We start from the raw sequence: 22,812 nt of genomic DNA on the forward strand, positions 1-22,812 counted from the left end.
TTTTTACTTAGGGTACCTTATTAAATATCAACAAAAAGTACCCCTAAGTCATATTACAAATTAGGGGTACTCATCTAACTATATCTTCTGAAAAAACATTCTTATTTGAGTTCCTTCATGTAACTTACTCGCTACTTCAAACTTACCACTCATAATTTCAATAATTTGGATCGCTGCCATCATTCCAAGACCAGTACCTTCTCGACCCTTAGTTGTATAATAAGGTTCGCCAAGTCTGGCAAGTTGTACACTTGTCATTCCAATCCCAGTATCTGCAATCTCAATCATTACTTTATCAAATACCTCTTCTGTCCTTATTGAGAGTGTTCCTCCATCTGGCATTGCCTCAATGCAGTTTTTCGTAATATTTAACAAGCACTGCTGAAATGTTTTCGGGTCTCCTTTAATATAAAAAGGTTGAATATCGGTTTCAATCGTAACACTATTCATATTAAGAAGCGGTGTTATTAAATCTATTGAATGAACTAATTCACGTTTAATATCTAAAATAACATTTTCCTCAGGTGTAGGCTTTGAAAAACTTAAATAATTTCCTATTATATCATTGGCTCTCTCAATTTCTTGGAGAGACAATTCGATATACATTTTCTTTTTGTTTTCGGGTAATTCATTATTATTTAACATTTGCAAAAAGCCTTTCACTACTGTTAGTGGATTACGTACTTCATGTGAAATGCTTGATGCTAGTTGACTTACTACTTCGAATTTTTCTGCTCTAATAATTCGTTTATTGAAATAAACTGTTTCTCTCATAAGCTCTAAAAAATAGATAATACAAATTGTACTTATTAAAAAAATTAATGTGTAGGACAACAAAAAGTACGGACTAATAAATTCTATCGCTATATATACAAGAACTACCAATAGAATTAATGCGATAAACAAAGACAAGCCAATCCCAATAAGGAATCTACCTTTCTTTGTAGCCTTATTAAAGAATCCATATGAAAAAATTATAGCAACTAGTATTATAAATGCAACTAGAGTTGCATTGTAAAACCCTATATCAGCACCACTTGTTAACAAGCGATATGTGAGAGCTACACCGACTAAAATAACACTTGCTTTTCTCCCAATGTAAAGTCCACTAATAATGATAGGTATCCAACGCAAATCCATTATAATCTCGTCGTTCACATAAAAAGGGAATGATATACAACTTATAACAGCAAATGCTGACGAAAATAATTTAATTATGTTTTTCTTATTTTCCGAAGTATGTTTAAAGTTTGTATCTACAATGTGTGGAACAAACAATAGGAATACCACTAAAAAAAGCATGTTTAGTAATAATGGTTCTATGTAATTATGCATTGTTGTGAACTCCTATCAATTCTCTTAACCTAAAGATTCAACGATTCTATTCTTATTTTTAAAAGACAATCTTTATATCTATAATAACCTAGAAATTGTTTAAATAGAAGAATGTTATTCAGAAATATCAAAAAATACCTCTTGCTAGATTTTAATATTTTTTTACTATATAAAAATATGGTATGTGAAATTTTATAAAAGATTGAAAAGTAATCCCTTCGTTATAATAAAAAACCGATCGAACCGCATATATCATCGGTTCAATCGGTCTATTAATTTATTATTCTACAGCTTGAATTCTTTCTACTAAATCTCCAAATTGGCTTCCAAACTTATCATATACTGGTTGAACAGCCTCTCTAAAGCTTTCTACATCAACTTCATCAAATTCAAGAATTTCAAGACCATCTTCTAATACGACTAGTTCTGCTTTTTGTTTTTCTTCATCGTCTGTTGTCATTTTACGTTGAACATGTGCGTATTCTTGACCTAAGCGTACAAACACTTCTTGGATATCAGCAGGAAGTGAATTAAACTTATCTTCGTTCATTATTAGTACAGCTGCAGCATAGTAAAGTCCTACTTCACTTAGATACTCTTGTACTTCATAGATTCCAGTTGAATGGATAACACCGTAAGCATTGTCAAGTCCATCTACAACACCTTGCTGAAGTGAAGTATGTACTTCAGGCCAAGCGATAGGTGTAGGGTCTGAACCTAGTGCACGATAAGTTTCTAACACAAGGTCATTTTCAATTGCTCTCATTTTCATACCTTTTATATCCTCAGCACTACGAACCTGTACTCCATTTGTTATAACGTGTCTCATTCCATTTTCCCAGAATGCTAACCCTTTAAAGCCTGCATTATCAATAAGACCTAATAATTCCTGTCCAACTTCCCCATCAAGAGTATCATAAGCATGTTGATGATTTCTAAATATCATTGGAAGGTCAAGTACTGCTAATTCCTTAACAAAGTTAGATGCAGGTGCAGACGTGTATACTCCCATATCTAATGAACCTAATTGAACCTGCTCAACCATGTCTCTTTCTCCACCAAGTTGTCCACCAGGATAAATTTCAAATTTGACCTGACCATTCGTCTCTTCTTCAATCGCCTCAGCAAGCGCTTCAATTCCAAGAGTATATGAATGTGTCGGCGGTCCAATATGACCTATTTTAATCACAAATTCTTCTCCTGTATTTTCTACTGGGTCTTGCCCTTCACCCGCCGGAGCAGTTGATGCATCATCACTCCCACCACAACCAGTTAACGCCATCATACCGATTACTGCCGTTCCTAAAACTTTAATTAAATGTCTCTTCACTTTCATAATCCCCCTTTTGACTATTTTATATTTTTTTACAATACTAACAAAAATAAAAACTTTGTTTGTACTATAAATTAAAAATTATCATAATATTCAGATTTGGTCAACTGTAGAATTTCTAAATAAAGAAAAATAATTTACAGTTCCAAGATTTCTAATACAGATGTTTATTATACTGATATAATAACTTAGAGTTAACTTTATTCCTCTCGTCCTATGAATGCAATTTTGACGTTAATTTTGTTAACCATTATTTCAACAAACCTAAGCTAATAGCTGGTACGAATGAAATAATAAGTACGTTTACAATTAGAATTAACAAAAATGGGATAATCGCTCGCACGAGAGCTTCATAGGAGGTGTTCCCTACCCTCGCCCCTATGAATAGCGACACTCCAACAGGAGGAGTAATTAACCCAATGGATAAGTTCACAATCATAATAATACCGAAGTGAATTGGATCTAATCCAATCGCTGATGCTACAGGAAGTAGAATTGGTGTTAATATGATAATCGACGCAATCGTTTCCATAAATGTACCAACGGCTAGTAATACTAAGTTAATTATTAATAGGATAATAACTGGTGACGTATCCATTGCAGAGATAAAATTCGCAACTGATTGTGGTACTTGCTCTCGCGTTAATACCATTCCAAATAATCCAGCTGTTGCAATAATAAATAAGATAACAGAGGTTGTCACAACCGATGAAACTAAGATTTCTCTCATTTGTGCCCATTTAATTTGCTTATAAACAAATGCTCCTACAACAAAACCATACACGACTGCAACTACTGACGCTTCTGTAGGAGTAAAGATTCCTCCGTAAATACCACCTAATATAATAATAGGCATAATTAATGCTAGAACTGCTCTCTTGAAAGAAACCCATACTTTCTTTAAATTTGTTTTCTCAAGGTCGCTACCATATCCTTTAATCGTAGTAATCACAAATGCTAAAAGCATAAGAGATACACCGATCATAATACCTGGTAAAATACCTGCGATAAATAATCCACTAACTGAAACTCCAGCAGATACTCCATATAAAACTAATGGAACACTCGGAGGGATGATAATTCCAGTTGTACCAGCTGCTGAATGAATCGCAGTCGCAAAGTTTCGATCATAGCCTGCTTTCACCATAGCTGGGATTAATAGACTTCCGATTGCTGCTGTTGTTGCTGCCGCAGAACCAGATAACGCCGCAAAGAACATACATGCAATGATTGCAACGTGTGCCAAACCACCTTTGACTTGACCTACGATACTTTTCGCAAAGTCTACTAACCTTTCTGAAATTCCACCATGCTCCATTAATTTACCTGCTAAAATAAAAAACGGTGCTGCCATTAGAGGAAATGAATCTAATGACGCAAATAAGCGTTGAGGTAGTGAGATTAAAGGCATATCGGTCATAATAATTAGGTATAATACAGATGCTAAACCGAGAGCAATGGCAATTGGTACACTTATTATAAATAACACTAGTAAAATCACAAATAATAATAAAGAGCCCATACGTTATAGTCCTTTCTTACGTATCTTCATTGATAAGTTCGTTGCCTTTAAGAGACTTCAACGTTACATCTAATAGATTAATGAACATTAATACTCCACTAATTGGAATAACTAGATATGCATACCCCATTGGGAGGTTTAATGCCGCAGATGTTTGCCCCATTTGTCGTTCAACAATTGCTACTCCATGCACGAGCATAAAATAAAAAAATGTAGAACCGCTTATAAAAGCTAAAATTGTAAAGATTTTTTGCAACAGTAATGGTAGCTTTGATTTAAAATACTCAATTCCAATATGTGCACCATGCTGGAAAGCAAAAGATGCTCCTAAAAAAGTAACCCAAATCATTAAATAACGAGAAACTTCCTCTGTCCAAGCATAGGAACTTCCTAAAAGCTCTCGCGAAACAATTTGAAGAAAAATGAGGATAACCATAGTAGCTAACATAACTGCAGTTAGATTTTCAATACTGCGATTTAAGACTCGTAATCCTTTAGACCACATTTTCTTCCTCCTGACAGATAGTGAAGTAAAGCGGGAATAGTTTCCCACTTTACTTGATTAAACTTTTTCTACAGTTATCATTCTTTCAACTAAATCTTTGAAGTGTCCTGTGTTTACTTCAAGGTGATAATGTATTGTATTTGCATTCTATGTCCATTTCAAATCGTTCAGCTATTACACTCCAGCTGCTTCTTCACGTTTCGCAATTCCATTTCGACCTGGGAAGTCAGGAGCGAGTTCTCTAGCATTAGGCATTTTCAGCCATAATCTTAATAAGTGACGTCTGAGGTCTAAATCTTCGTGATCTTCGAACTGAGTACGAGAATGGAAAACTGTATAGTTATTCGCAAATTGTATATCACCTGGTTCAAGCATCATATCTACTCGAATATCCTCATCATGAAGAATCGAATCTATAATATCAAGAGCTTCCACTTCCACTTTCGATAATGGGTGACCTGCATTGTCTTGTGCAATCTCAATATATTTACGTAGGTAACGTGCGCTTAGTTTACTATCGTGGTAGCTAAAGATCGGAGTAAACGCTGGCTCTCCGTCACCAAGATGTTCCATTAGGAAATAACGGTAAAGAATCGCTAAGTACTCTGGATATTTTTCTTGAATTTCATTATAAAGAGTCATGGCACTTGCAAGGCTGCTTAAACCACCTGATTTCGCTTTACGAAGAGAAAGTAATCCGACTACATCAGATAAATCGGCATGATATGGTAGACGTTCATTCGTTTCGTACACACGAACATTTGATGTATCTACTGCTCCAATATTCCTTACATGACCTAATAGGTCACCTTTAATGTTTTGTGAAACTGGAATACCCATATGTAACCCAATACCATAATAAATGATGCTCGCTTGTTCTTCCGTATATTTTTCTACTGGCAATCCGCGAAGTAATAGAAATCCTCTTCCATTTTCTAATTCTTCAACAAAGTAAGCGATTTCATCAACAAGGTCAGGAATCGGGAAGTCCTCCTTAGTAAAGTCTGGTGCTTGGAGTCCCTTTTGCTCGACATTTTTTAAAGCGCTTTCAAGAGAAGCAATCGCTTCTTCTGACCAAAAATATATCCATGATTCGTCTTTTAATAGTTCTTTCCCTTTCCATGCTGACGTTCCTTGTACTTTCCCATTTAACATAACTCCCATAATTCTTCCTCCTTTAATAAAAATAGAAATTTATTATTCTACTAAATCTGGTTGTTCTTTTGTAATACGATCCCATAATGGTTGGAAACTATACCACCCAACGTGACTTGTTCCAATTTGGCCTCGAGTCATTCGAGCTATTTCTGGGTCAATAAGTTTCGGTTGACCTGCTGCCTCGACCATTAATTGAACTTGGCAACATTTTTCCATGGTTATAAACCACCATGCAGCTTCATCCACTGTCTTTCCAACTGTAAGTAATCCGTGACTCTGTAAGATAATCGCTTTCTTCTCTCCTAAAGTAGAAGCTAGTTGTTCGCCTTCACTGTAATCCAAGACGACTCCGTTGTATACATCTAACAAGCCATGATCATCATAGAAAGCACAAGCATCTTGAGAAATCGGATCGAGTAAACGGCCAAACGATGACCATGCCATTCCATAAGTTGAATGCGTATGAGCTACAGCATCTACATCAGGGCGAGCAAGATGGACTTCAGTATGAATCGCAAGTGCAGCTCCGTTAACAACGCCGTTACCTTCTAGAATTTCTCCCTTATGATTGACTAATAATAAATCGGATGCTTTGATTTGGCTAAAATGCATTCCAAATTTATTTACCCAAAAGCAATCTGTAAATTCAGGATCGCGTACTGTAATATGGCCTGCTAAACCATTATCGAAGCCAAATCTAGAAAATAATCGAAAGGACGCGGCTAACCGTTCTTTTCGGTGTTGTCGTTCTTTAGCAACAGTATCAAATATTGGTGGTTTAGGTAATACCAATTCAGCTTTCATTTGTTTAAATGCACCTCCACGTAAAATTCTTCTAAATTATATGATTACATCTAGAACCTGCCAAGCAAAGATGTGTAACCTCTCTTTGCTCTCTTCACTAAAACTTCCAAACAAAACAAATATTTTGTATATTCAGAATTTAACATAGATTTAGTTTACTTGTCAACTGTTAACAGTCAACAATTAAAACTTAAAAATCTTATGATTGCTTCCTCCGCTTTGTTGAGAAAAAATGCTTTTCAAAAATGAATTGATTACTACAGTCGATTTTTTAATATTGTTACTAGTCTAAATTCCAAAAAAGCTACTGATTAAGTTTGTATAACTTTTCAGTAGCTTTATAATAAATCATCTAGGATTTTCTGCTAATTCATACCTTACGATCATTGGAATAAGTGCAACAATAAGCATTAGATACACAAACACGCCAAGTAATGATTGATAGGCTGTTAAGCCAAATGCTGAAGCAAGAACTAAGATAAAGAACACAGGAGGAAAGGCTACAAGTACCGCAACAATTAGCTTTGAATGTTCCTTAACTTTATGCTCTGTACCGCACTCTGGACAAGAGATAGGACGATATCCTCTTAAAAATGAACCTTGTATTGCCTTCCAAGATAAATCATGTTCACATTTTGTACATTTTTGTTTCGACATATATATAAGCCTCCTAACAGACATAACGTACTTGTCTACCATTTTATTATAATGTACTTCAATTCATACTTCCATTATTGTACTACATAATAAGCGGATAATAAGTGACAATACACCAAATTTCGAGGGAATTGAAAAAGTCCAATCTAGACGATTCGAGAAGTGGTAATGGTCCGCACGTTGCGCGCTTGCTATGAGAAAACCACTCATAGCGCGCTTTTTTTTGAAGAGGCAACGGCTTCGTACATTACTTAGAGGCCGCTGAAAAAGTGAAAATCACACTTTTTCAGCGGCCTCCAAATTCAGAGTATTTCTCTAAAAACAAAGCTACCTTCTCACATTAAAGTGATAGGTAGCTTTGTAGTAATAACTATTTTAACAATCCTAAACTAATAGCCGGTACGAATGAAATAATTAATACATTCACTATCAGAATTAATAAGAATGGAATAATCGCCTTTACTAGAGCTTCGTAGGTAGTGTTACCTACCCTAGCACCAATGAACAATGATACCCCCACTGGTGGAGTAATTAATCCAATCGATAAGTTAACAATCATAATAATACCGAAGTGAATTGGGTCTAATCCAATTGCTGTTGCTACAGGAAGTAGGATTGGTGTTAATATGATAATCGACGCAATCGTTTCCATAAATGTACCAACGGCTAGTAATACTAAGTTGATAATTAATAGGATAATAACTGGTGACGTATCCATTGCAGAGATAAAGTTCGCAACTGATTGTGGTACTTGCTCTCGCGTTAAGACCATTCCAAATAATCCTGCTGTTGAAATAATAAATAAGATTACAGACGTAGTGACAACTGAGGAAACTAAGATTTCCCTCATTTGTGCCCATTTAATTTGCTTATAAACAAATGCCCCTACAATAAAACCATAAACTACTGCTACTACAGATGCTTCTGTAGGAGTAAAGATTCCTCCGTAAATACCACCTAAAATAATAACAGGCATTATGAGTGCCAAAAATGCTCTCTTGAAAGAAACCCAAACCTTCTTTAGATTTGTTTTCTCAAGGTCACTACCATACCCTTTAATCGTAGTAATCACAAATGCTAATAGCATAAGCGATACACCAATCATAATACCTGGTAAGATACCAGCAATAAATAATCCACTAACCGATACACCTGCAGATACTCCATATAAAACTAATGGAACACTCGGAGGGATGATAATTCCAGTTGTACCAGCTGCTGAATGAATCGCAGTCGCAAAGTTTCGATCATAGCCTGCTTTCACCATAGCTGGGATTAATAGACTTCCGATTGCTGCTGTTGTTGCTGCCGCAGAACCAGATAACGCCGCAAAGAACATACATGCAATGATTGCAACGTGTGCCAAACCACCTTTGACTTGACCTACGATACTTTTCGCAAAGTCTACTAACCTTTCTGAAATTCCACCATGCTCCATTAATTTACCTGCTAAAATAAAGAATGGTGCTGCCATTAGAGGAAACGAATCCAATGACGCAAATAAGCGTTGAGGTAATGTGATTAAAGGCATATCCGTCATAATAAGTAAAAATAGTACAGATGCTAAACCGAGAGCAATGGCAATCGGTACACTAATTACAAATAACACTAGTAAAATTACAAATAATAATAAAGAGCCCATACGTTATTGTCCTTTCTTACGCATCTTCACTGCTAAGTTCGTTGCCTTTAAGAGACTTCATCGTTACATCTAATAGATTAATAAACATTAATACTCCACTAATCGGAATAACAAGATAAGCGTAACCCATAGGAAGGTTTAATGCCGCCGACGTTTGTCCCATTTGTCTCTCAACAATTGCCATTCCATGCACGAGCATAAAATAGAAAAATGTAGATCCGCTTATAAAAGCTAATATTGTAAAGATTTTTTGCAACAGTAATGGTAGCTTTGATTTAAAATACTCAATGCCGATATGTGCACCATGCTGAAAAGCAAAAGATGCTCCTAAAAAAGTAACCCAAATCATTAAATAACGAGAAACTTCCTCTGTCCAAGCATAAGAACTTCCCAAAAGCTCTCGAGAAACGATTTGAAGAAAAATGAGGATAACCATAGTAGCTAACATAACTGCAGTTAGATTTTCAATACTGCGATTCAAAACACGTAATCCTTTAGTCCACATTTTCTTCCTCCTGGTAGATAGTGAAAGTAAAGTGAGAAAACTAGTTTCTCACTTTACCCCGTTAAAGTTATTCTACTGCATTAATTCTTTCAACTAAATCACCGAATTGTCCTGAGAATTTCTCGTATACTGGTTCAACAGCTGTACGGAAGCTATCTAAGTCAATATCGCCAGTTTCAATAATTTGCATGCCATGTCCAGCTAAAAGTTCTAATTGCTCTGCTTCTAAGTCAGCTGTCATTGAACGTTGAACATCAGCAAACTCAGCACCTAAACGAACGAATACTTCTTGTACATCAGATGGTAAAGAATTGAACTTATCTTCGTTCATCATTAGAATAGCTGCTGCATATTGAAGTCCTACTAAGCTTAAGTGATCTTGTACTTCATACATGTTTGTTGATTCGATTACTCCAATTGCATTATCATGTCCATCTACAACACCTTGTTGGAATGAAGTATAAACCTCTGGCCAAGCAATTGGTGTTGGGTCAGCGCCTAATGTACGATATGTTTCAAGAATCATGTCATTTTCTAAAGAACGCATTTTTAAGCCTTTCATATCTTCAACAGAACGAATTTCTTGCTTATTATTTGAAAGATGTCTCATACCATTTTCCCAGAAGCTAAACGCTTTGAATCCTTGGCTATTAACTGAAGCCAAAATATCTTGTCCAACTTCTCCGTCAAGCGTATTGTAGATATGGTCTCTATCTCTAAATAGCATTGGCATGTCTAATACTGCTAAATCATTAACAAAGTTAGAAGCAGGAGCAGTTGTAAATACCCCCATATCTAATGAGCCTAACTGTACTTGCTCAACCATGTCTCTTTCTCCACCTAATTGTCCACCACCGAAGATTTCAAATTGAACTTGTCCATCAGTTTCTTCAGTAATTGCTTCTGTTAATGCTTCCATCCCTAACGTGAATGAATGTGTAGGGGGTGCAATATGTCCTACCTTTATAGTAATTACTTCACCATTGTTTTCTACTTCAGTTGGCTCAGAAGAAGTTGATGTATCACTTCCACCACCACATGCAGTCAATGCCATAGCACCAATTACAGCAGTACCTATTACTTTAATAAAATGTTTGTTCAATTTCATGACCTCCGCTTTCTTTATCTGTTTTTTTTGAATATTCGCGTTAAAAATTTAACGCTTTATATTTAAGTGACAGACAATACGATATAAGAATATGGTTTACCGCTTGTCTACACTAAAATATCAAAATAATAAAAATATATCCACTAACATTACTAGAGTACTTTTTAAATAGTTTACTACCTTTCATAACTATTATTATCAAATACCTCTGTATAAGAGTTAGCTATTTGTTATGAAATTGTTCTGCAAGTTCGACTTATTTGAAAACCAATGCAAACGCTTACAGACAACACGAAAAAAATAATGAAGCGTTTAGAACAAGGTTAGTAACTTAGTCGTAGTGCAAATTCATAACGTTTTAATAACGTAATTATATCAGTGGGATATACAAGATAGCAAGAGTTTTTTATATATAAAAATAAATATTTTCATTTTTTAAAATAGTATTACTCTCTTAATCTTATGTACTACGGTTTCCTCCTATATATGTTAATGAAAATTATCTCCATTTTTTTACTATGTCGTAATAACAATATTAAAAATAAGGACCAAACCTCATGACGACAGTTCGGTCCTTTTTAAATATCATGATTGATGTTTACATTGCAGTTTATTGTTTTCTAATTAAAAATTATGGCCCTTAATTTTCTTCACAGGATTAATCAATAAAAATCTTACCTGGATTAAGGATTCCATTTGGGTCTAATGATTTCTTAATCGTTTTCATCACGTCATAAGCAAGACCATGTTCTTGACGCTGGTATTTCGCTTTCCCGACTCCAACTCCGTGCTCTCCAGTACATGTACCCCCACGCTCTAGTGCATAGTTGACGATATGAGCATTAATTGCCTTTGCTTCTTCAAGTTCTTTTTCATTCGTAATATCGACCATTAAAAGAACATGGAAATTACCATCCCCTACGTGTCCTTGAATAGCCCCATCTAAAGATGATTCATCTACGACTTTTCTTGCATCAAGAATTGCCCCTGTAAGCTCCGAAACAGGAAGACATACATCTGTCCCCATTAATTTTCTACCAGGAAAACCATGAATAAATGCATAGGCTAGGTTATGGCGAACTTCCCATAATTTATTTCTTGCCTTAGTATCTGTTTCAAATTGAATATCTTCACAACCTAAGTCAGCAACAATTTCTTTTGTAAATTCAACATCCTGAGCTAATCCTGCTTCGTTTCCATGAAACTCTAAAAACAATGTAGGCAGTTCATCATAATCAACTTCACTATACTCGTTAACTTGTCGAATCGAACGAGCGTCCACTAATTCTATTCGAGCAATAGGAATTCCCGCTGATAGAATTGCTGTCACTGAATCAACAGCAGCTTCTACGGATGGAAAAGAAGCTCTTCCTGCCATCACACACTCAGGTATTCCATATACTTTTAACGTTAACTCTGTAATAACCCCAAGTGTACCTTCAGATCCTACCATTAAACCATTTAAACTATAACCAGAAGAAGATTTAGCTGCTAGTCCTCCTGTATGAATAACATCACCATTAGCTAAAACTACTTCAAGATCCCTGACTTGATCTCTCATAATACCGTATTTTACAGAAGTCGTACCACTAGCATTCGTAGAAGCCATTCCACCTAAAGTGGCATCTGCTCCCGGATCCACGGAAAAGAATAATCCATATTTTTTTAGCTCTTTATTTAACTGGTCTCTAGTTACTCCTGGTTGGATTTTCACGAGAAAATCCCCATCCATTACCTCTAGAATTTGATTCATCTGCGACATATCAAGTGAAATTCCTCCATGATAAGGAATTACATGTCCCTCTAAACTCGTACCAAGTCCAAAAGGTACAACTGGAATTTTATGTTCATTTGCAAAAGCAACGACTTTACTAACATCTTCTTTCGTCTTTGCAAAAACAACAACATCAGGTAGGCTCGTAGGATTATATCCCTCATCCCTACTATGTTGCTCTAACATAGTTTCATTTGTTGACACTTGTTCTTCTGGAATAATTTTCTTTAGTTGTGTAATATAATCCATAATCAATTTTCACGCCCTTATCGATATATTAAAATGATAAAAATATCATTAATTACTTACTCGAATACTAGTTTACTATTTTTTCATTTTTCTTGCATTATTTTTATAATTTTGCCGAATTGCATTATTGTATGTTATCCAAATTAAGAAGGACATCCTCCTATTTTACAATAGTCAGACGTCCTTCTTTCTATTTTAAAGTTGGTTAAACTGGTTTCTTGCTATTTTTGTAATGTCTTCGGGGGATTTATACGATAATGATTCCTGCTGTAATGCCTGAAAGAAATTAATATCACTTGTTCCAATTTGTCCTAATGTTAACCTCGGAATTAACCTAGCATGTATAGGTTGTCCCGCAGAATCACGCGTAAAGTTCAGCATCATGTTAAAACTAGCTAGTCCTTGTTCACTTAACGTAGCAAAAATACCTTTTAAACTTAGTGCAAAGTCACGCCAAACTTCTTCAGTACATTCATTAATACTTGTTACCTTTGGAAGGACTGCCATGAAATCATTATGACTTTTCGGAGCAAATGCATGGATCCAGCCAACATGTCCTTTTTCTCCAATCCATCTTTCTCCTACTTCCTTTTCACTCTTATATAACGTTTCGAAATAATCTTCACCATTGTCATTTTTGAAAATTGTCGACAGTTCATTTGTGCGATTTTGATACGTAGTAGCAGTTTCTGAAACGATAATATGCATATGCGGATGAAGAATACTACCTCCCGAATGTGGCAAGTAATTCCAATTAATAGATGCAAACCTTGCCTTAGAATCATTTTCCATCACACGTTTAATATACATTTGCGCAGCAATCAGTGCATCTTTTATCATTGTTTCCGTAAATTCTTCTAACCGAACATAATGTTGACCAGAAAAAATAACGACACCATTGTGCTTACTGTAAGGAAAGAGATTTGGAAATAGTGTTGCTTCACCTTTCGTAATACGTCCGTCTTTTGTAATATCGTTAGGAAAGACAGGAGTCATTTTTAATAAATTTTCTTCACAAAAAGGGCATTTATCCCCACGTGTTTGTTCCGAAACTTCTGTATAATCAGGCGGTGTAAATGACATACCAGGATCAAAAACGATTCTTGACGACTCTTTTGTTAAAGGGTCAAAACGAATTTCCGTTTTTCTTTCTATTGCTTGTCCTTGTCCATCAAAAAAATGAAACCACTCTTCTTTTTTATGTAAATTAACCTTCATTATTATACCCTCTCCTCCCAAAAATTGTTCTCCTAAAATATAACACCTCCGGGCTCAAATGTCAGTAAATTCAGAGTATTAAACAAAAAAGCATCCAAAACAACCGTTTTTATAGAAACGAATTAGAAGAATATTATTTTATTTTAAAAATACCAGAAGAAAAAAGTAGGTTTTTTCGCCATTTTTCGATATTATTAAATAGATAGCTAGATTAGTCATATATTTTTAACAAGTTAAAGGGGTGAAAGGATGCTTTTATTTCTTAGTTTCTGTATCCTTGCATATATAGTAGGTTCGATACCAACAGGAAAAATAATTGCAAAAATGAAAGGTGTCGACATTCAAGCAGTAGGTACGAAGAATATTGGTGCTAGTAATATGTACCTTAGTGTAGGTAAAAAATTAGGTTTTGTTGTTCTTTTAGGTGACCTTGGAAAGGCATTTTTTACACTATATGTTGCTCTAGAATTGTTAAGTTATAATCAAACGATGGTCGTTGCTCTTTGTCTATTAATCGGTAATGTGAAATCTATCTTCTTAAACTTCACTGGTGGTAAAGGGATTGCAACAAGCCTTGGCATATTTATGGCAACACAACCATGGGCTTTATTAATTTTAGCTATTCTCTGGTTTATTGGTCTTTTCTTTAAGAAATCTGTTCTATTAACTACCATTAGTGCTATGATTCTTATTCCTTACCAATTCTCTACACACGGTGAAGTAGCGATGGTCGCCTCGTTCTTAATCATTCTTCTTTTACTAGTAAGGCATAGAGAAAATATTGCAAGTGCAACTGTTGACCAATTAATAGAAGAAAAGAGTAAAACAACTTAATGTTACAATTAACTCATAGCTAAGTACAACAAGCGCGATGACATTCATCGTGCTTGTTTTTGTATAGATGTAAACGTCGTCATACTAACACACCAAGGAAACTAATACCTTTTCGTTGTATTAAAGCATATAAATTATTATTTTACATACCATTCCCCTCCAACACTACTAAATTAAATTTCAATAATTTTCATATTTTGGGTTGCACTATAAAAAATAACCAGTATAATAGGTAACTATAAAATACGATAATTCCTATACACTTTGTAGGGATTACGAAAGGTGGAGAAAAATGAAATTACGTATCATTTATTTGTCTATTTTATTGCTATTTGTTGGGATGTTAGCAGCATGTGGAGGTAATGAAACATCAGCACCTGAAGACAGCTCATCAGTTAATAGTAATGATATTGACGAAGAAGTAGTTACAGTACCTTCATATGAATTAACATTAGCAACTGTTGTATCACCACCACATCCGTGGATTGATATGGCGGAATCTTTTGCTGAGGAAGTTGCAGAGAAAACAAATGGTGATGTGAAAGTAACAATTCATCATACTGGTACATTAGGTAATGATGAAAGTGCGATTGACGAAATGCGATTAGGTACAGTTGACTTTGTTATTGGTGGTGTGCAAAACGCTGCTCCATTCTTACCAGAGTATCAATTATTTAGCTTAAGCTATTTATTCGAAAATATGGACCACTTTGAGGCTGCTATTGCTCATGATAGTGAATTAACACAAAGATACCAAGAGTTACATGAAGAAAAAGGTCTAGATTTCCGCTTACTTTCCTTTGCTGGCGGTGGAACTAGAAATGTTGCTAATAGTGTTAGACCAATCAATACACCTTCTGATTTAGAAGGACTTCAAATGAGATTGCCAGGTTCACCGTTAGAAAGTAAGATTTGGTCTGAGCTTGGTGCTGTACCAACATCTTTACCGTGGAATGAAATTTATTCAGCTTTACAAACTGGAGTAGTTTCTACTTTCGAAAGTACGCTTAGTGGTTATAAAGGAAGTAACTTATATGAAGTTACCGATTACTTAAGCAGAACTGAACATCAATTTATGGTGTCTCATTTCTCTATGAGTCTAGTCACTATTGATAAACTACCTGAAGACTATCTTGATATAGTTAATGAAGCTGCTGTTAATGCAGGCTACTTAGGAACTGAAAAAGGAAACGAATATGATGAAGAAGTACTTGCAGAATTAGAGGACTTAAATGTAGAAGTGAATGAAGTAGATAAAGAGAAGTTTATTGAAATTTTAAAACCTCTTCATCAAGAATTAGCGGAAGATATTAAAGCTGAAGAAGTTTTAGAAATTATTCAACAAATGAATCCATAATTATCCTTCTTTCAGAGGAGAGGGTTTAAATGAATGGTTTAAGAAAAGTTAATAATGTTATCGAAAAAGGACTGATTTCCATATCAGTCCTCATGTTTATAACGTACATAGTATTAATATTACTTCAAGTAGTTGCGAGAAATTATCTGCACATACCTGTTTTGTGGGCTCAAGAAGTTGCCCTATTTTGTTTTTTATGGACGATTTTCTTAGGTGCATCAATTGCTCTTAGAAAAAGAAAACATTATCTCGTAGAAGTGTTCCCAGCAAAAATGAAAAAAACGAATCAAACTCTATCACTAGTAGCTGATATATTAGTTCTTGGATTTATTTACGTTTTAATTGTTGGTGGATTTGACTTTGCAAAAATGGGATTAACAAGGCTCTCTACTGCATTAGAGATTCCCCAAGTTTACTTGTTTGCTAGTATACCTATCGCTGGAGTTGCGATGCTATTCTTTGCAATTGAAGTAATAGCTGAAGATATAAAAATACTATTAAACAAGGGGGAAATTGAATAATGGACCCTTTAGTATTACTGTTGGTAAGTTTTTTAGTTCTGATAGTCATTAAAGTACCAATCGCTTTTGCCCTTGGATTATCATCGATGATTACAATCTTTTACTTGGGCTTACCTATGGCTACAATCATTAATCAGATGTTTTCAAGTGTTAACTCTTTTCCTCTATTAGCCGTTCCTTTGTTTCTATTATTAGGAAGATTAATGAATGATGGTGGAATTACGGATAAGTTGGTCCACCTAGCAAGTTCTTTAGTAGGTCACATACGTGGTGGCCTAGGACATATTAATGTATTAGTAAGTATGATGTTTGCCGGTTTATCTGGTTCAGCTGCTGCTGATACAGCTGGTGTTGGCGCAATGATGATCCCAGCAATGAAACGTGCAAGGTTTGATGCTCCTTATGCTGTCGCTATTACAGCGATATCATCGACGTTAGGGGTCATCATCCCTCCTAGTATTTTAATGGTTATTTATGGAGCTATCGGCCAAGTGTCAATTGGAGCCCTTTTCTTAGCTGGTATTGTTCCTGGTATTCTCATTGGCCTAATGCAAATGGTTTATACGTACATACTAGCTATAAAAAAAGGATTTCCATCCTCACCTAAAACAACTGTCAGTGAAAAAGGAACGGCGTTAATCAAAGCGATTCCCGTTTTATTACTTCCGCTTATTATCTTAGGCGGTATTACTGGTGGAATCTTCACAGCTACTGAAGCGGCAGGAATCGCAGTTGCTTACGGTTTGATTCTGATGATGTTTTATAGGTCTTTAAATCTTAGAAAATTACCTGGCATTCTAGCAGACTCCATTGTGAACTATTCACTACCAATGTTAGCTGTAGCAAGTGCAGGGATTATGGGCTGGTTAATTGCTAGATTAGGTGCACCAGAAATGATTTCAGGTTTTGTTATGAGCATTACAACAAATCCATTAGCCGTATACTTGCTAATTGTGGTAATACTACTTATTGTTGGAATGTTCTTAAGCCCAGTAACAAGCATCATTATTTTTATGCCGATTATTCAAGAGCTAGGCCAGGCCGCACAAGCTGACCCTGTTCATTTAGGTGTAATTGTCATTCTAACGTTATCATTAGGAATGGTTACTCCTCCTTATGGTATTTGCTTGTTAATCGCTACTCAAATTGGAGAAATCAGCGCACCACGAGCGTTTATGGCGATTCTACCGTTAATCGGAATATCATTAGCAATTATCATAGTTGGCGTTCTTTTGCCAGATATTTTCTTGCTACTACCTAAGTTATTAATGCCTGATGTGATGTTATAGATAAAAAGAATTAGAGGGGGTACGACAAATGGACTTGAGGTTGCTTACAAGTACCGAAGAACGACTGCAAGTATTAGAAGAGAAAGTAAAAATTTTTAGCGAAAGAGCATGGAAACATGATACTGAGTGTACGTTTCCACATGAAAATATTAATGATTTACGAGAGATAGGTTATCCTTCTTTAACAGTACCCAAGAGGTATGGTGGATTAGAGGTCTCTCTCCTTGAAATGGTTCAAATGCAAGAGACAATCGCAAAATATGATGGTTCAACTGCCCTTTCCATAGGGTGGCATATGGGAATTGTTAAGCATCTTAATGAACAGCAATCTTGGGATGAAGAGACATATAAAACGTTTTGCGAGGACGTTATTAATAGAGGTGCGTTAATAAATAATGCCGCTTCAGAGCCAGCTACAGGTAGCCCAACAAGAGGTGGTAAACCTGAAACAGAAGCAATAGACACGGGCCAAAAATGGATAATAACAGGGAGAAAGAATTTCACAACAACCTCCCCTGCTCTTGACTATTTTGTAGTTAGTGCATCTATAAAAGGGACAGACCAAGTAGGAAACTTCCTTATCCCGAAAGAAAGCACAGGATTAACCATTGAAGAAACGTGGGATTCGATTGCTATGAGAGGCACAGGCAGTCACGAACTTGTATTAAATGATGTTGAGGTTGAAAAAGATAACTTAGTCGAATACCTCACACCAGGAAATAAGCCAGCAGCGGGATGGTTATTACATATCCCTGCTTGTTACCTAGGAATCGCAAAAGCTGCCAAACAATATGCAATCAAATTCGCAAAAAGTTATTCTCCAAACAGTATTGAAGGTACTATAGCAGACCTTCCATACGTGAATCAAAAAATTGGTGAAATGGAATTACGTGTTTTACAAAGTCAACATTTCCTATATTCAGTAGCTAACAAATGGGATACGCTTAATAATGAAGAACGACAGTTAATGAAACCTGAATTAGGTGCAGTTAAGCATACTGTTGTAAATCAAGCGCTTGAAATTGTTGATTTAGCAATGAGGGTTACTGGAGCTAGAAGTCTATCACAAAAAAATCCTTTACAACGTTATTATCGTGATGTTCGTGCTGGGTTGCACAATCCACCAATGGATGACATGACTATTGGCCTTTTAGCAACAGATGCTATTAGAAGAATCGAGAGCACTTCTTAAAATCTAGAAAAACTTGAATATTATTCTATTACGAGGCTGTCTCAAAAGGTAAAATCCTACCTTTTGAGACAGCCTCTTTAGCTATTACTTTCAAGCCTTGAATTTCAGCTGCATCATATGGAATAAGTGAATAGAAACGGAAAAATTTTTATCCATTATAACTTCACAAGGATGTTCAGATATATAAGCTCTCTTTCTTAGCTAACCATTTAATTAAAAAAGGAAGAGCAAATAATACCCCTAATACTCTCAATATTTGTAGTGTGGCAACAACAGTTGGATCGATTCCTAATGCAGCAGCTGTTGAAGCCATTTCACCTGAACCAGCAGGAACAGTACTTAACAAACTAGTCATAAACCCGAGTGGAGTTATTAAATAAAATATTGTAGAGAGAAACAAGCTCATACCAAAAAATAAGATGATAATTACAACACTCACTAAGCCTATCTTTTTTAATTCTATAAACGTCTTCTTGTCAAACTGAATTCCTATAATTGCACCCATTAACGATTGTGCTATTCCTGTCATAATGCTAGGTACCCCATGTGTTGGTACTATCCATTGCACTGCTATAAAGCCTAGAATTATCGAAAAAACTAATGGAGAACCTGGAAACTTAAATCTTTCTGAAAGCCACAACGTACATACCACTATGGTAGCTATAATAAATATAGAGCTAACAATGAAACTAATTTCAAAATTCTTTTCTGCTATAACAGGAGGCTTTTGAAAGCCATATATTCCTACAATTAATGGAATTATTAAAAGAAAAACAGTAATTCTAGTTGTATGGAAAGCTGCTACCATTCTTTGATCAGCACCATATTCTTTACTTATCGCAATAACTTCTGCAGCTCCTCCAGGTAAGCAACAAAACATCGCAGTATTCGGATGTAAACCTGTGTATTTTTTTAGTATAATCCCGAGTAGCAAACTGCTAAACAAAGTAAGAATAAATATCATAAGAAAAGGACCAATAATATATTGAATGCTTAAGAATTGTTCGGGTACGATCATAAACCCAATAATACATCCGACAATTGAAAGTGCCAATTTAAAGGCATTAGTTGAAAATATGATGTTTTTTACACAAAAAGCCCATGCAATACCTGTAACTAAAGATCCTAAAAGCCAACCAGCTGGAATTTTTAAACTTGCAAAAATCCATCCGATAACTATTGCGGTAATTAGATAAAGAATTTTTTGCATACCCTTCATCACTCCCTACCAACCAATGTTAAAAAGGTTAGCTTTGATTTGATACTTATTTTAAACAAACAAAGGTTGTCTCGAAAGGTTGAGAGTACCTTGAGACAACCTTGAAGCACATTACAAACTTACTAGCTCTTCACTTCTCTATTAATACTATAAATAAGACCTTGTGCATTTAACTCTAGATCTAAATTAAAACAACTTAAATCATCTACTTTAAACCCTTCTTTTGCGTATTTTTGTTTAATAAATTCTTGTAATTTATCTTTAATCACACTTATTTCTACCTCAGGAGAGTATAGTTCACGGACAAGTTTCTCAAATGCTTCAACACCTTCTTTCATTTTTTCAAAAGCAGTTGAAGCAGGTTCCGTTACACCAAAATGTCCATGGAAGATTTTCTTAGGTTGTAGTTTTTCTAGTTTTGCAATTGATGTTAATGTAGCTTGTTTATCAAATTCCGGTGGTGACGCTATCGGTAAGATAAGTTCATGGTCAACACCTGTATATTGCGTTACATATCGAACGCCTACTGTATCTCCGGTAAAAATCCCACAAGAAACCGAATCATAGATTGAAAAGTGATGCCTTGCATGACCTGGTGTATCATAAAATGTTAACGTTCTATTACCACCGAGATGTATTGAATCGTCCTCACCTTTAATCATAATTTTATCCTCTGGAACAGGTATAATCTCACCAAATAAGCTTTCAAACTCATCTCCATATACAACACGTGCCCCAGCTATAAGCCGACTTGGGTCTATTAAGTGTTTTCCTCCTCTTTGGTGTACGATAACCTGTGCATTTGGTAAAGACGGAAGTAATGTGCCAACACCACCCGAATGGTCAAGGTGAATATGAGTCACAATGATATATTCTACCTCATTTGGATTAATACTCAACTTTTCAAGTCCTGCTAGAATAGTAGGTACGCTAAGTGATGTACCAGTTTCAACTATTGCTATTTTTTCTGCTTTTATTACATAACATCCAGTTCGTCCTTCTGTACCTCCCTCCATAAGATCAATAAGACTTATGGAGTCTCCTAGATGGTGTATTATTGGTTCTTCATTTTGCATACTGTCACCTCATATTATTTTTTTAATAAATTGCACAAGTTTAGCGATAGATTATATTAACAATCTTGTTACTTAAAGTTAACACTAACAAGTTACGTATTTACTATATGAATCGCATGCCCAAGAGCTGCTTCTGCTGCTTCTAACCATCCTTCCGATAATGTAGGATGGGGATGGACAGATAAAGCAATATCTTCTACTCTAGCGGCAAGTTCTAATGCTAGCACTCCCTCTCCAATTAAGTTGGAAGCATCAGCACCTACTACATGCATTCCAAGAAGAGTATGAGTATTCGCATCCACAATTACCTCTGCAAATCCACCTGATTCATTTGTCGCTAGTGCTCTACCATTTGCCTTGAAAGGAAACTTTCCTGTCTTCACTACAAAGCCTTGTTCCCTTGCCTCTTCTACAGTGAGACCAACCCCAGCAACTTGTGGTTCTGAGAAAATCACATAAGGAATAAATGATGAATCTATTGCACTAGGAAGTCCACCAATGACCTCTGCTGCTACTACGCCTTGTTTTGAAGCTTTGTGCGCTAAAGCAGGACCAGGTGTTATATCTCCAATCGCATAAATATGAGATAGATTCGTACGACACTCTGAATCTACTGATATTAACCCTCTTTCATCCTTGTTAATACCAGCCTGTTCAAGACCTATTCCTTCCGTATTCGGTAGTCTTCCAATGGTCACTAAAACCTTATCACTCTCAATAATTTCCTCGTTTCCTTTTGAAAAAACATGTAGATGTACTTTTCCATTGTCGATGTTTGCTTCTTCTACTTTCGTAGCTGTTTTAATTTTCATTCCTAATTTCTTAGCATTACGAGTAACTTCTTTTACCAAGTTAGGTGCAACCTGTGGCAATACACGATCTGCCATTTCAATTATTGTTACCTTCGTTCCTAATTTAGCAAAAGCCATCCCCATTTCAATCCCAATATAGCCACCACCAATAATGGACAACGTATCAGGAACTTCTTTTAATTCTAAAGCAGAAGTAGAGTCTAGAGTAAACTCATCATCAACCGTTAAAAATGAAGGAATAAACGGTCTAGATCCTGTCGCGATAATAGCCTGCTCAAACTTATATGTTTCAAAGTCTCCGCCCGTTTCCACACCAATTCGGTTGTCTGAAAGGAAGTTTGCCTTACCTTTAACAACATTAACGCCATTTTTTTCACATAAATGAGCAACCCCTTGGTTTAATTGAGAGACAATTCCTCCCTTCCACTCTTGCCAAACTTCAAGAGCTACAGGCTGTACTTCTCCAGAAAAGTGAATACCCATTTTTTCAAAGTCATTAATTTTGTAGTATTGGTCAGCAGTATGAATAAGGGCTTTTGAAGGAATACATCCACGGTTAAGACAAACTCCACCCAATTTATCCTTTTCAATAAGTGTTACATTTTTCCCTAATTGACCTAGACGGATGGCTGCGGCATATCCACCAGGTCCTCCTCCTATGACAACAACGTCTGTTTCAACTGCAACTTCTCCAACAACCAT

General features: G+C 35.7%; 20 protein-coding genes. 5 read left to right on the forward strand and 15 right to left on the reverse strand.

Features of this window, described 5'->3' with window-relative positions:
* Window positions 1–78: 78 nt before the first annotated feature.
* From CD003_RS08735 to CD003_RS08790, 12 genes are all read right to left on the reverse strand, one after another.
* A complete protein-coding gene (locus tag CD003_RS08735) occupies window positions 79–1,335 on the reverse strand; it encodes an ATP-binding protein (RefSeq protein ID WP_096200746.1) in 1,257 nt (418 codons plus the stop codon).
* Window positions 1,336–1,615: 280 nt separating this feature from the next.
* Window positions 1,616–2,665 carry a TRAP transporter substrate-binding protein DctP gene (gene dctP / locus CD003_RS08740; RefSeq protein ID WP_373558537.1) on the reverse strand — a complete coding sequence of 350 codons (1,050 nt, stop codon included), beginning with the start codon at window positions 2,663–2,665 and terminating at the stop codon, window positions 1,616–1,618.
* A gap of 253 nt (window positions 2,666–2,918) precedes the next feature.
* Entirely contained in the window at window positions 2,919–4,190 is a 1,272-nt protein-coding gene (locus tag CD003_RS08745; RefSeq protein ID WP_096200748.1) for a TRAP transporter large permease, read from the reverse strand.
* A gap of 16 nt (window positions 4,191–4,206) precedes the next feature.
* On the reverse strand, window positions 4,207–4,695 hold the full coding sequence (locus CD003_RS08750) for a TRAP transporter small permease (protein ID WP_096200749.1): 489 nt from the start codon (window positions 4,693–4,695) through the stop codon (window positions 4,207–4,209).
* A 174-nt stretch (window positions 4,696–4,869) separates the two neighbouring features.
* Window positions 4,870–5,859, reverse strand: a complete 990-nt coding sequence (locus CD003_RS08755) for a TauD/TfdA family dioxygenase (protein ID WP_096200750.1) — start codon at window positions 5,857–5,859, stop codon at window positions 4,870–4,872.
* Window positions 5,860–5,892: 33 nt separating this feature from the next.
* Window positions 5,893–6,657 (reverse strand): class II aldolase/adducin family protein, encoded by a 765-nt coding sequence (locus CD003_RS08760; RefSeq protein ID WP_096200751.1) that lies wholly within the window; start codon window positions 6,655–6,657, stop codon window positions 5,893–5,895.
* A 348-nt stretch (window positions 6,658–7,005) separates the two neighbouring features.
* A complete protein-coding gene (locus CD003_RS08765) occupies window positions 7,006–7,314 on the reverse strand; it encodes a TIGR04104 family putative zinc finger protein (RefSeq protein ID WP_179295490.1) in 309 nt (102 codons plus the stop codon).
* 370 nt (window positions 7,315–7,684) lie between these two features.
* Window positions 7,685–8,956: a TRAP transporter large permease gene (locus CD003_RS08770; protein WP_096200753.1), complete on the reverse strand. Its 1,272-nt coding sequence runs from the start codon at window positions 8,954–8,956 to the stop codon at window positions 7,685–7,687.
* Window positions 8,957–8,972: 16 nt separating this feature from the next.
* On the reverse strand, window positions 8,973–9,461 hold the full coding sequence (locus tag CD003_RS08775; RefSeq protein WP_096200754.1) for a TRAP transporter small permease: 489 nt from the start codon (window positions 9,459–9,461) through the stop codon (window positions 8,973–8,975).
* A gap of 67 nt (window positions 9,462–9,528) precedes the next feature.
* The gene (locus tag CD003_RS08780; RefSeq protein WP_096200755.1) at window positions 9,529–10,569 is read right to left on the reverse strand and encodes a DctP family TRAP transporter solute-binding subunit; all 1,041 of its coding nucleotides are present in this window, start codon (window positions 10,567–10,569) and stop codon (window positions 9,529–9,531) included.
* 658 nt (window positions 10,570–11,227) lie between these two features.
* Window positions 11,228–12,592 (reverse strand): FAD-binding oxidoreductase, encoded by a 1,365-nt coding sequence (locus CD003_RS08785; protein WP_096202303.1) that lies wholly within the window; start codon window positions 12,590–12,592, stop codon window positions 11,228–11,230.
* Window positions 12,593–12,787: 195 nt separating this feature from the next.
* Window positions 12,788–13,810: an HIT domain-containing protein gene (locus tag CD003_RS08790; protein ID WP_096202304.1), complete on the reverse strand. Its 1,023-nt coding sequence runs from the start codon at window positions 13,808–13,810 to the stop codon at window positions 12,788–12,790.
* A 249-nt stretch (window positions 13,811–14,059) separates the two neighbouring features.
* Here CD003_RS08790 and CD003_RS08795 point away from each other — a divergent pair, with 249 nt between their 5' ends.
* From CD003_RS08795 to CD003_RS08815, 5 genes are all read left to right on the forward strand, one after another.
* Window positions 14,060–14,644, forward strand: coding sequence for a glycerol-3-phosphate acyltransferase (locus tag CD003_RS08795; RefSeq protein WP_096200756.1), 585 nt, complete (start codon window positions 14,060–14,062; stop codon window positions 14,642–14,644).
* 292 nt (window positions 14,645–14,936) lie between these two features.
* Complete coding sequence (locus CD003_RS08800; RefSeq protein WP_096200757.1) at window positions 14,937–16,001, forward strand: TRAP transporter substrate-binding protein; 1,065 nt, start codon at window positions 14,937–14,939, stop codon at window positions 15,999–16,001.
* 29 nt (window positions 16,002–16,030) lie between these two features.
* Window positions 16,031–16,522, forward strand: coding sequence for a TRAP transporter small permease (locus tag CD003_RS08805; RefSeq protein ID WP_096200758.1), 492 nt, complete (start codon window positions 16,031–16,033; stop codon window positions 16,520–16,522).
* A complete protein-coding gene (locus tag CD003_RS08810; protein ID WP_096200759.1) occupies window positions 16,522–17,811 on the forward strand; it encodes a TRAP transporter large permease in 1,290 nt (429 codons plus the stop codon). Before CD003_RS08805 ends, CD003_RS08810 begins: the two co-directional genes overlap by 1 nt.
* A gap of 28 nt (window positions 17,812–17,839) precedes the next feature.
* Window positions 17,840–19,003, forward strand: coding sequence for an acyl-CoA dehydrogenase family protein (locus CD003_RS08815; protein WP_096200760.1), 1,164 nt, complete (start codon window positions 17,840–17,842; stop codon window positions 19,001–19,003).
* Between the two features lie 175 nt (window positions 19,004–19,178).
* On the opposite strand, the gene CD003_RS08820 is transcribed toward CD003_RS08815, so the two are convergent.
* The 3 genes from CD003_RS08820 to lpdA all read right to left on the reverse strand — a co-directional run bounded on the left by CD003_RS08820 (window position 19,179) and on the right by lpdA (window position 22,812).
* Window positions 19,179–20,213 carry an AbrB family transcriptional regulator gene (locus tag CD003_RS08820; protein WP_096200761.1) on the reverse strand — a complete coding sequence of 345 codons (1,035 nt, stop codon included), beginning with the start codon at window positions 20,211–20,213 and terminating at the stop codon, window positions 19,179–19,181.
* 131 nt (window positions 20,214–20,344) lie between these two features.
* Complete coding sequence (locus CD003_RS08825; RefSeq protein WP_096200762.1) at window positions 20,345–21,298, reverse strand: MBL fold metallo-hydrolase; 954 nt, start codon at window positions 21,296–21,298, stop codon at window positions 20,345–20,347.
* 92 nt (window positions 21,299–21,390) lie between these two features.
* Complete coding sequence (gene lpdA / locus CD003_RS08830) at window positions 21,391–22,812, reverse strand: dihydrolipoyl dehydrogenase (RefSeq protein WP_096200763.1); 1,422 nt, start codon at window positions 22,810–22,812, stop codon at window positions 21,391–21,393.

The organism is Bacillus sp. FJAT-45350 (genome assembly GCF_002335805.1).
In the GTDB taxonomy this organism is placed as follows: Bacteria; Bacillota; Bacilli; order Bacillales; family NISU01; genus FJAT-45350.

Excerpts from the sequence above, each read along its gene's own strand:
- CD003_RS08760 (WP_096200751.1), bottom strand. The coding sequence starts at position 6,657 with ATGAAAGCTGAATTGGTATTACCTAAACCACCAATATTTGATACTGTT.
- CD003_RS08805 (WP_096200758.1), top strand. The coding sequence starts at position 16,031 with ATGAATGGTTTAAGAAAAGTTAATAATGTTATCGAAAAAGGACTGATT.
- lpdA (WP_096200763.1), bottom strand. The coding sequence starts at position 22,812 with ATGGTTGTTGGAGAAGTTGCAGTTGAAACAGACGTTGTTGTCATAGGA.
- CD003_RS08735 (WP_096200746.1), bottom strand. The coding sequence starts at position 1,335 with ATGCATAATTACATAGAACCATTATTACTAAACATGCTTTTTTTAGTG.
- CD003_RS08745 (WP_096200748.1), bottom strand. The coding sequence starts at position 4,190 with ATGGGCTCTTTATTATTATTTGTGATTTTACTAGTGTTATTTATAATA.
- CD003_RS08825 (WP_096200762.1), bottom strand. The coding sequence starts at position 21,298 with ATGCAAAATGAAGAACCAATAATACACCATCTAGGAGACTCCATAAGT.
- CD003_RS08780 (WP_096200755.1), bottom strand. The coding sequence starts at position 10,569 with ATGAAATTGAACAAACATTTTATTAAAGTAATAGGTACTGCTGTAATT.
- CD003_RS08775 (WP_096200754.1), bottom strand. The coding sequence starts at position 9,461 with ATGTGGACTAAAGGATTACGTGTTTTGAATCGCAGTATTGAAAATCTA.
- CD003_RS08790 (WP_096202304.1), bottom strand. The coding sequence starts at position 13,810 with ATGAAGGTTAATTTACATAAAAAAGAAGAGTGGTTTCATTTTTTTGAT.
- CD003_RS08820 (WP_096200761.1), bottom strand. The coding sequence starts at position 20,213 with ATGCAAAAAATTCTTTATCTAATTACCGCAATAGTTATCGGATGGATT.
- CD003_RS08765 (WP_179295490.1), bottom strand. The coding sequence starts at position 7,314 with ATGTCGAAACAAAAATGTACAAAATGTGAACATGATTTATCTTGGAAG.
- CD003_RS08800 (WP_096200757.1), top strand. The coding sequence starts at position 14,937 with ATGAAATTACGTATCATTTATTTGTCTATTTTATTGCTATTTGTTGGG.
- CD003_RS08755 (WP_096200750.1), bottom strand. The coding sequence starts at position 5,859 with ATGGGAGTTATGTTAAATGGGAAAGTACAAGGAACGTCAGCATGGAAA.
- CD003_RS08815 (WP_096200760.1), top strand. The coding sequence starts at position 17,840 with ATGGACTTGAGGTTGCTTACAAGTACCGAAGAACGACTGCAAGTATTA.
- CD003_RS08750 (WP_096200749.1), bottom strand. The coding sequence starts at position 4,695 with ATGTGGTCTAAAGGATTACGAGTCTTAAATCGCAGTATTGAAAATCTA.
- CD003_RS08795 (WP_096200756.1), top strand. The coding sequence starts at position 14,060 with ATGCTTTTATTTCTTAGTTTCTGTATCCTTGCATATATAGTAGGTTCG.
- CD003_RS08810 (WP_096200759.1), top strand. The coding sequence starts at position 16,522 with ATGGACCCTTTAGTATTACTGTTGGTAAGTTTTTTAGTTCTGATAGTC.
- CD003_RS08770 (WP_096200753.1), bottom strand. The coding sequence starts at position 8,956 with ATGGGCTCTTTATTATTATTTGTAATTTTACTAGTGTTATTTGTAATT.
- CD003_RS08785 (WP_096202303.1), bottom strand. The coding sequence starts at position 12,592 with ATGGATTATATTACACAACTAAAGAAAATTATTCCAGAAGAACAAGTG.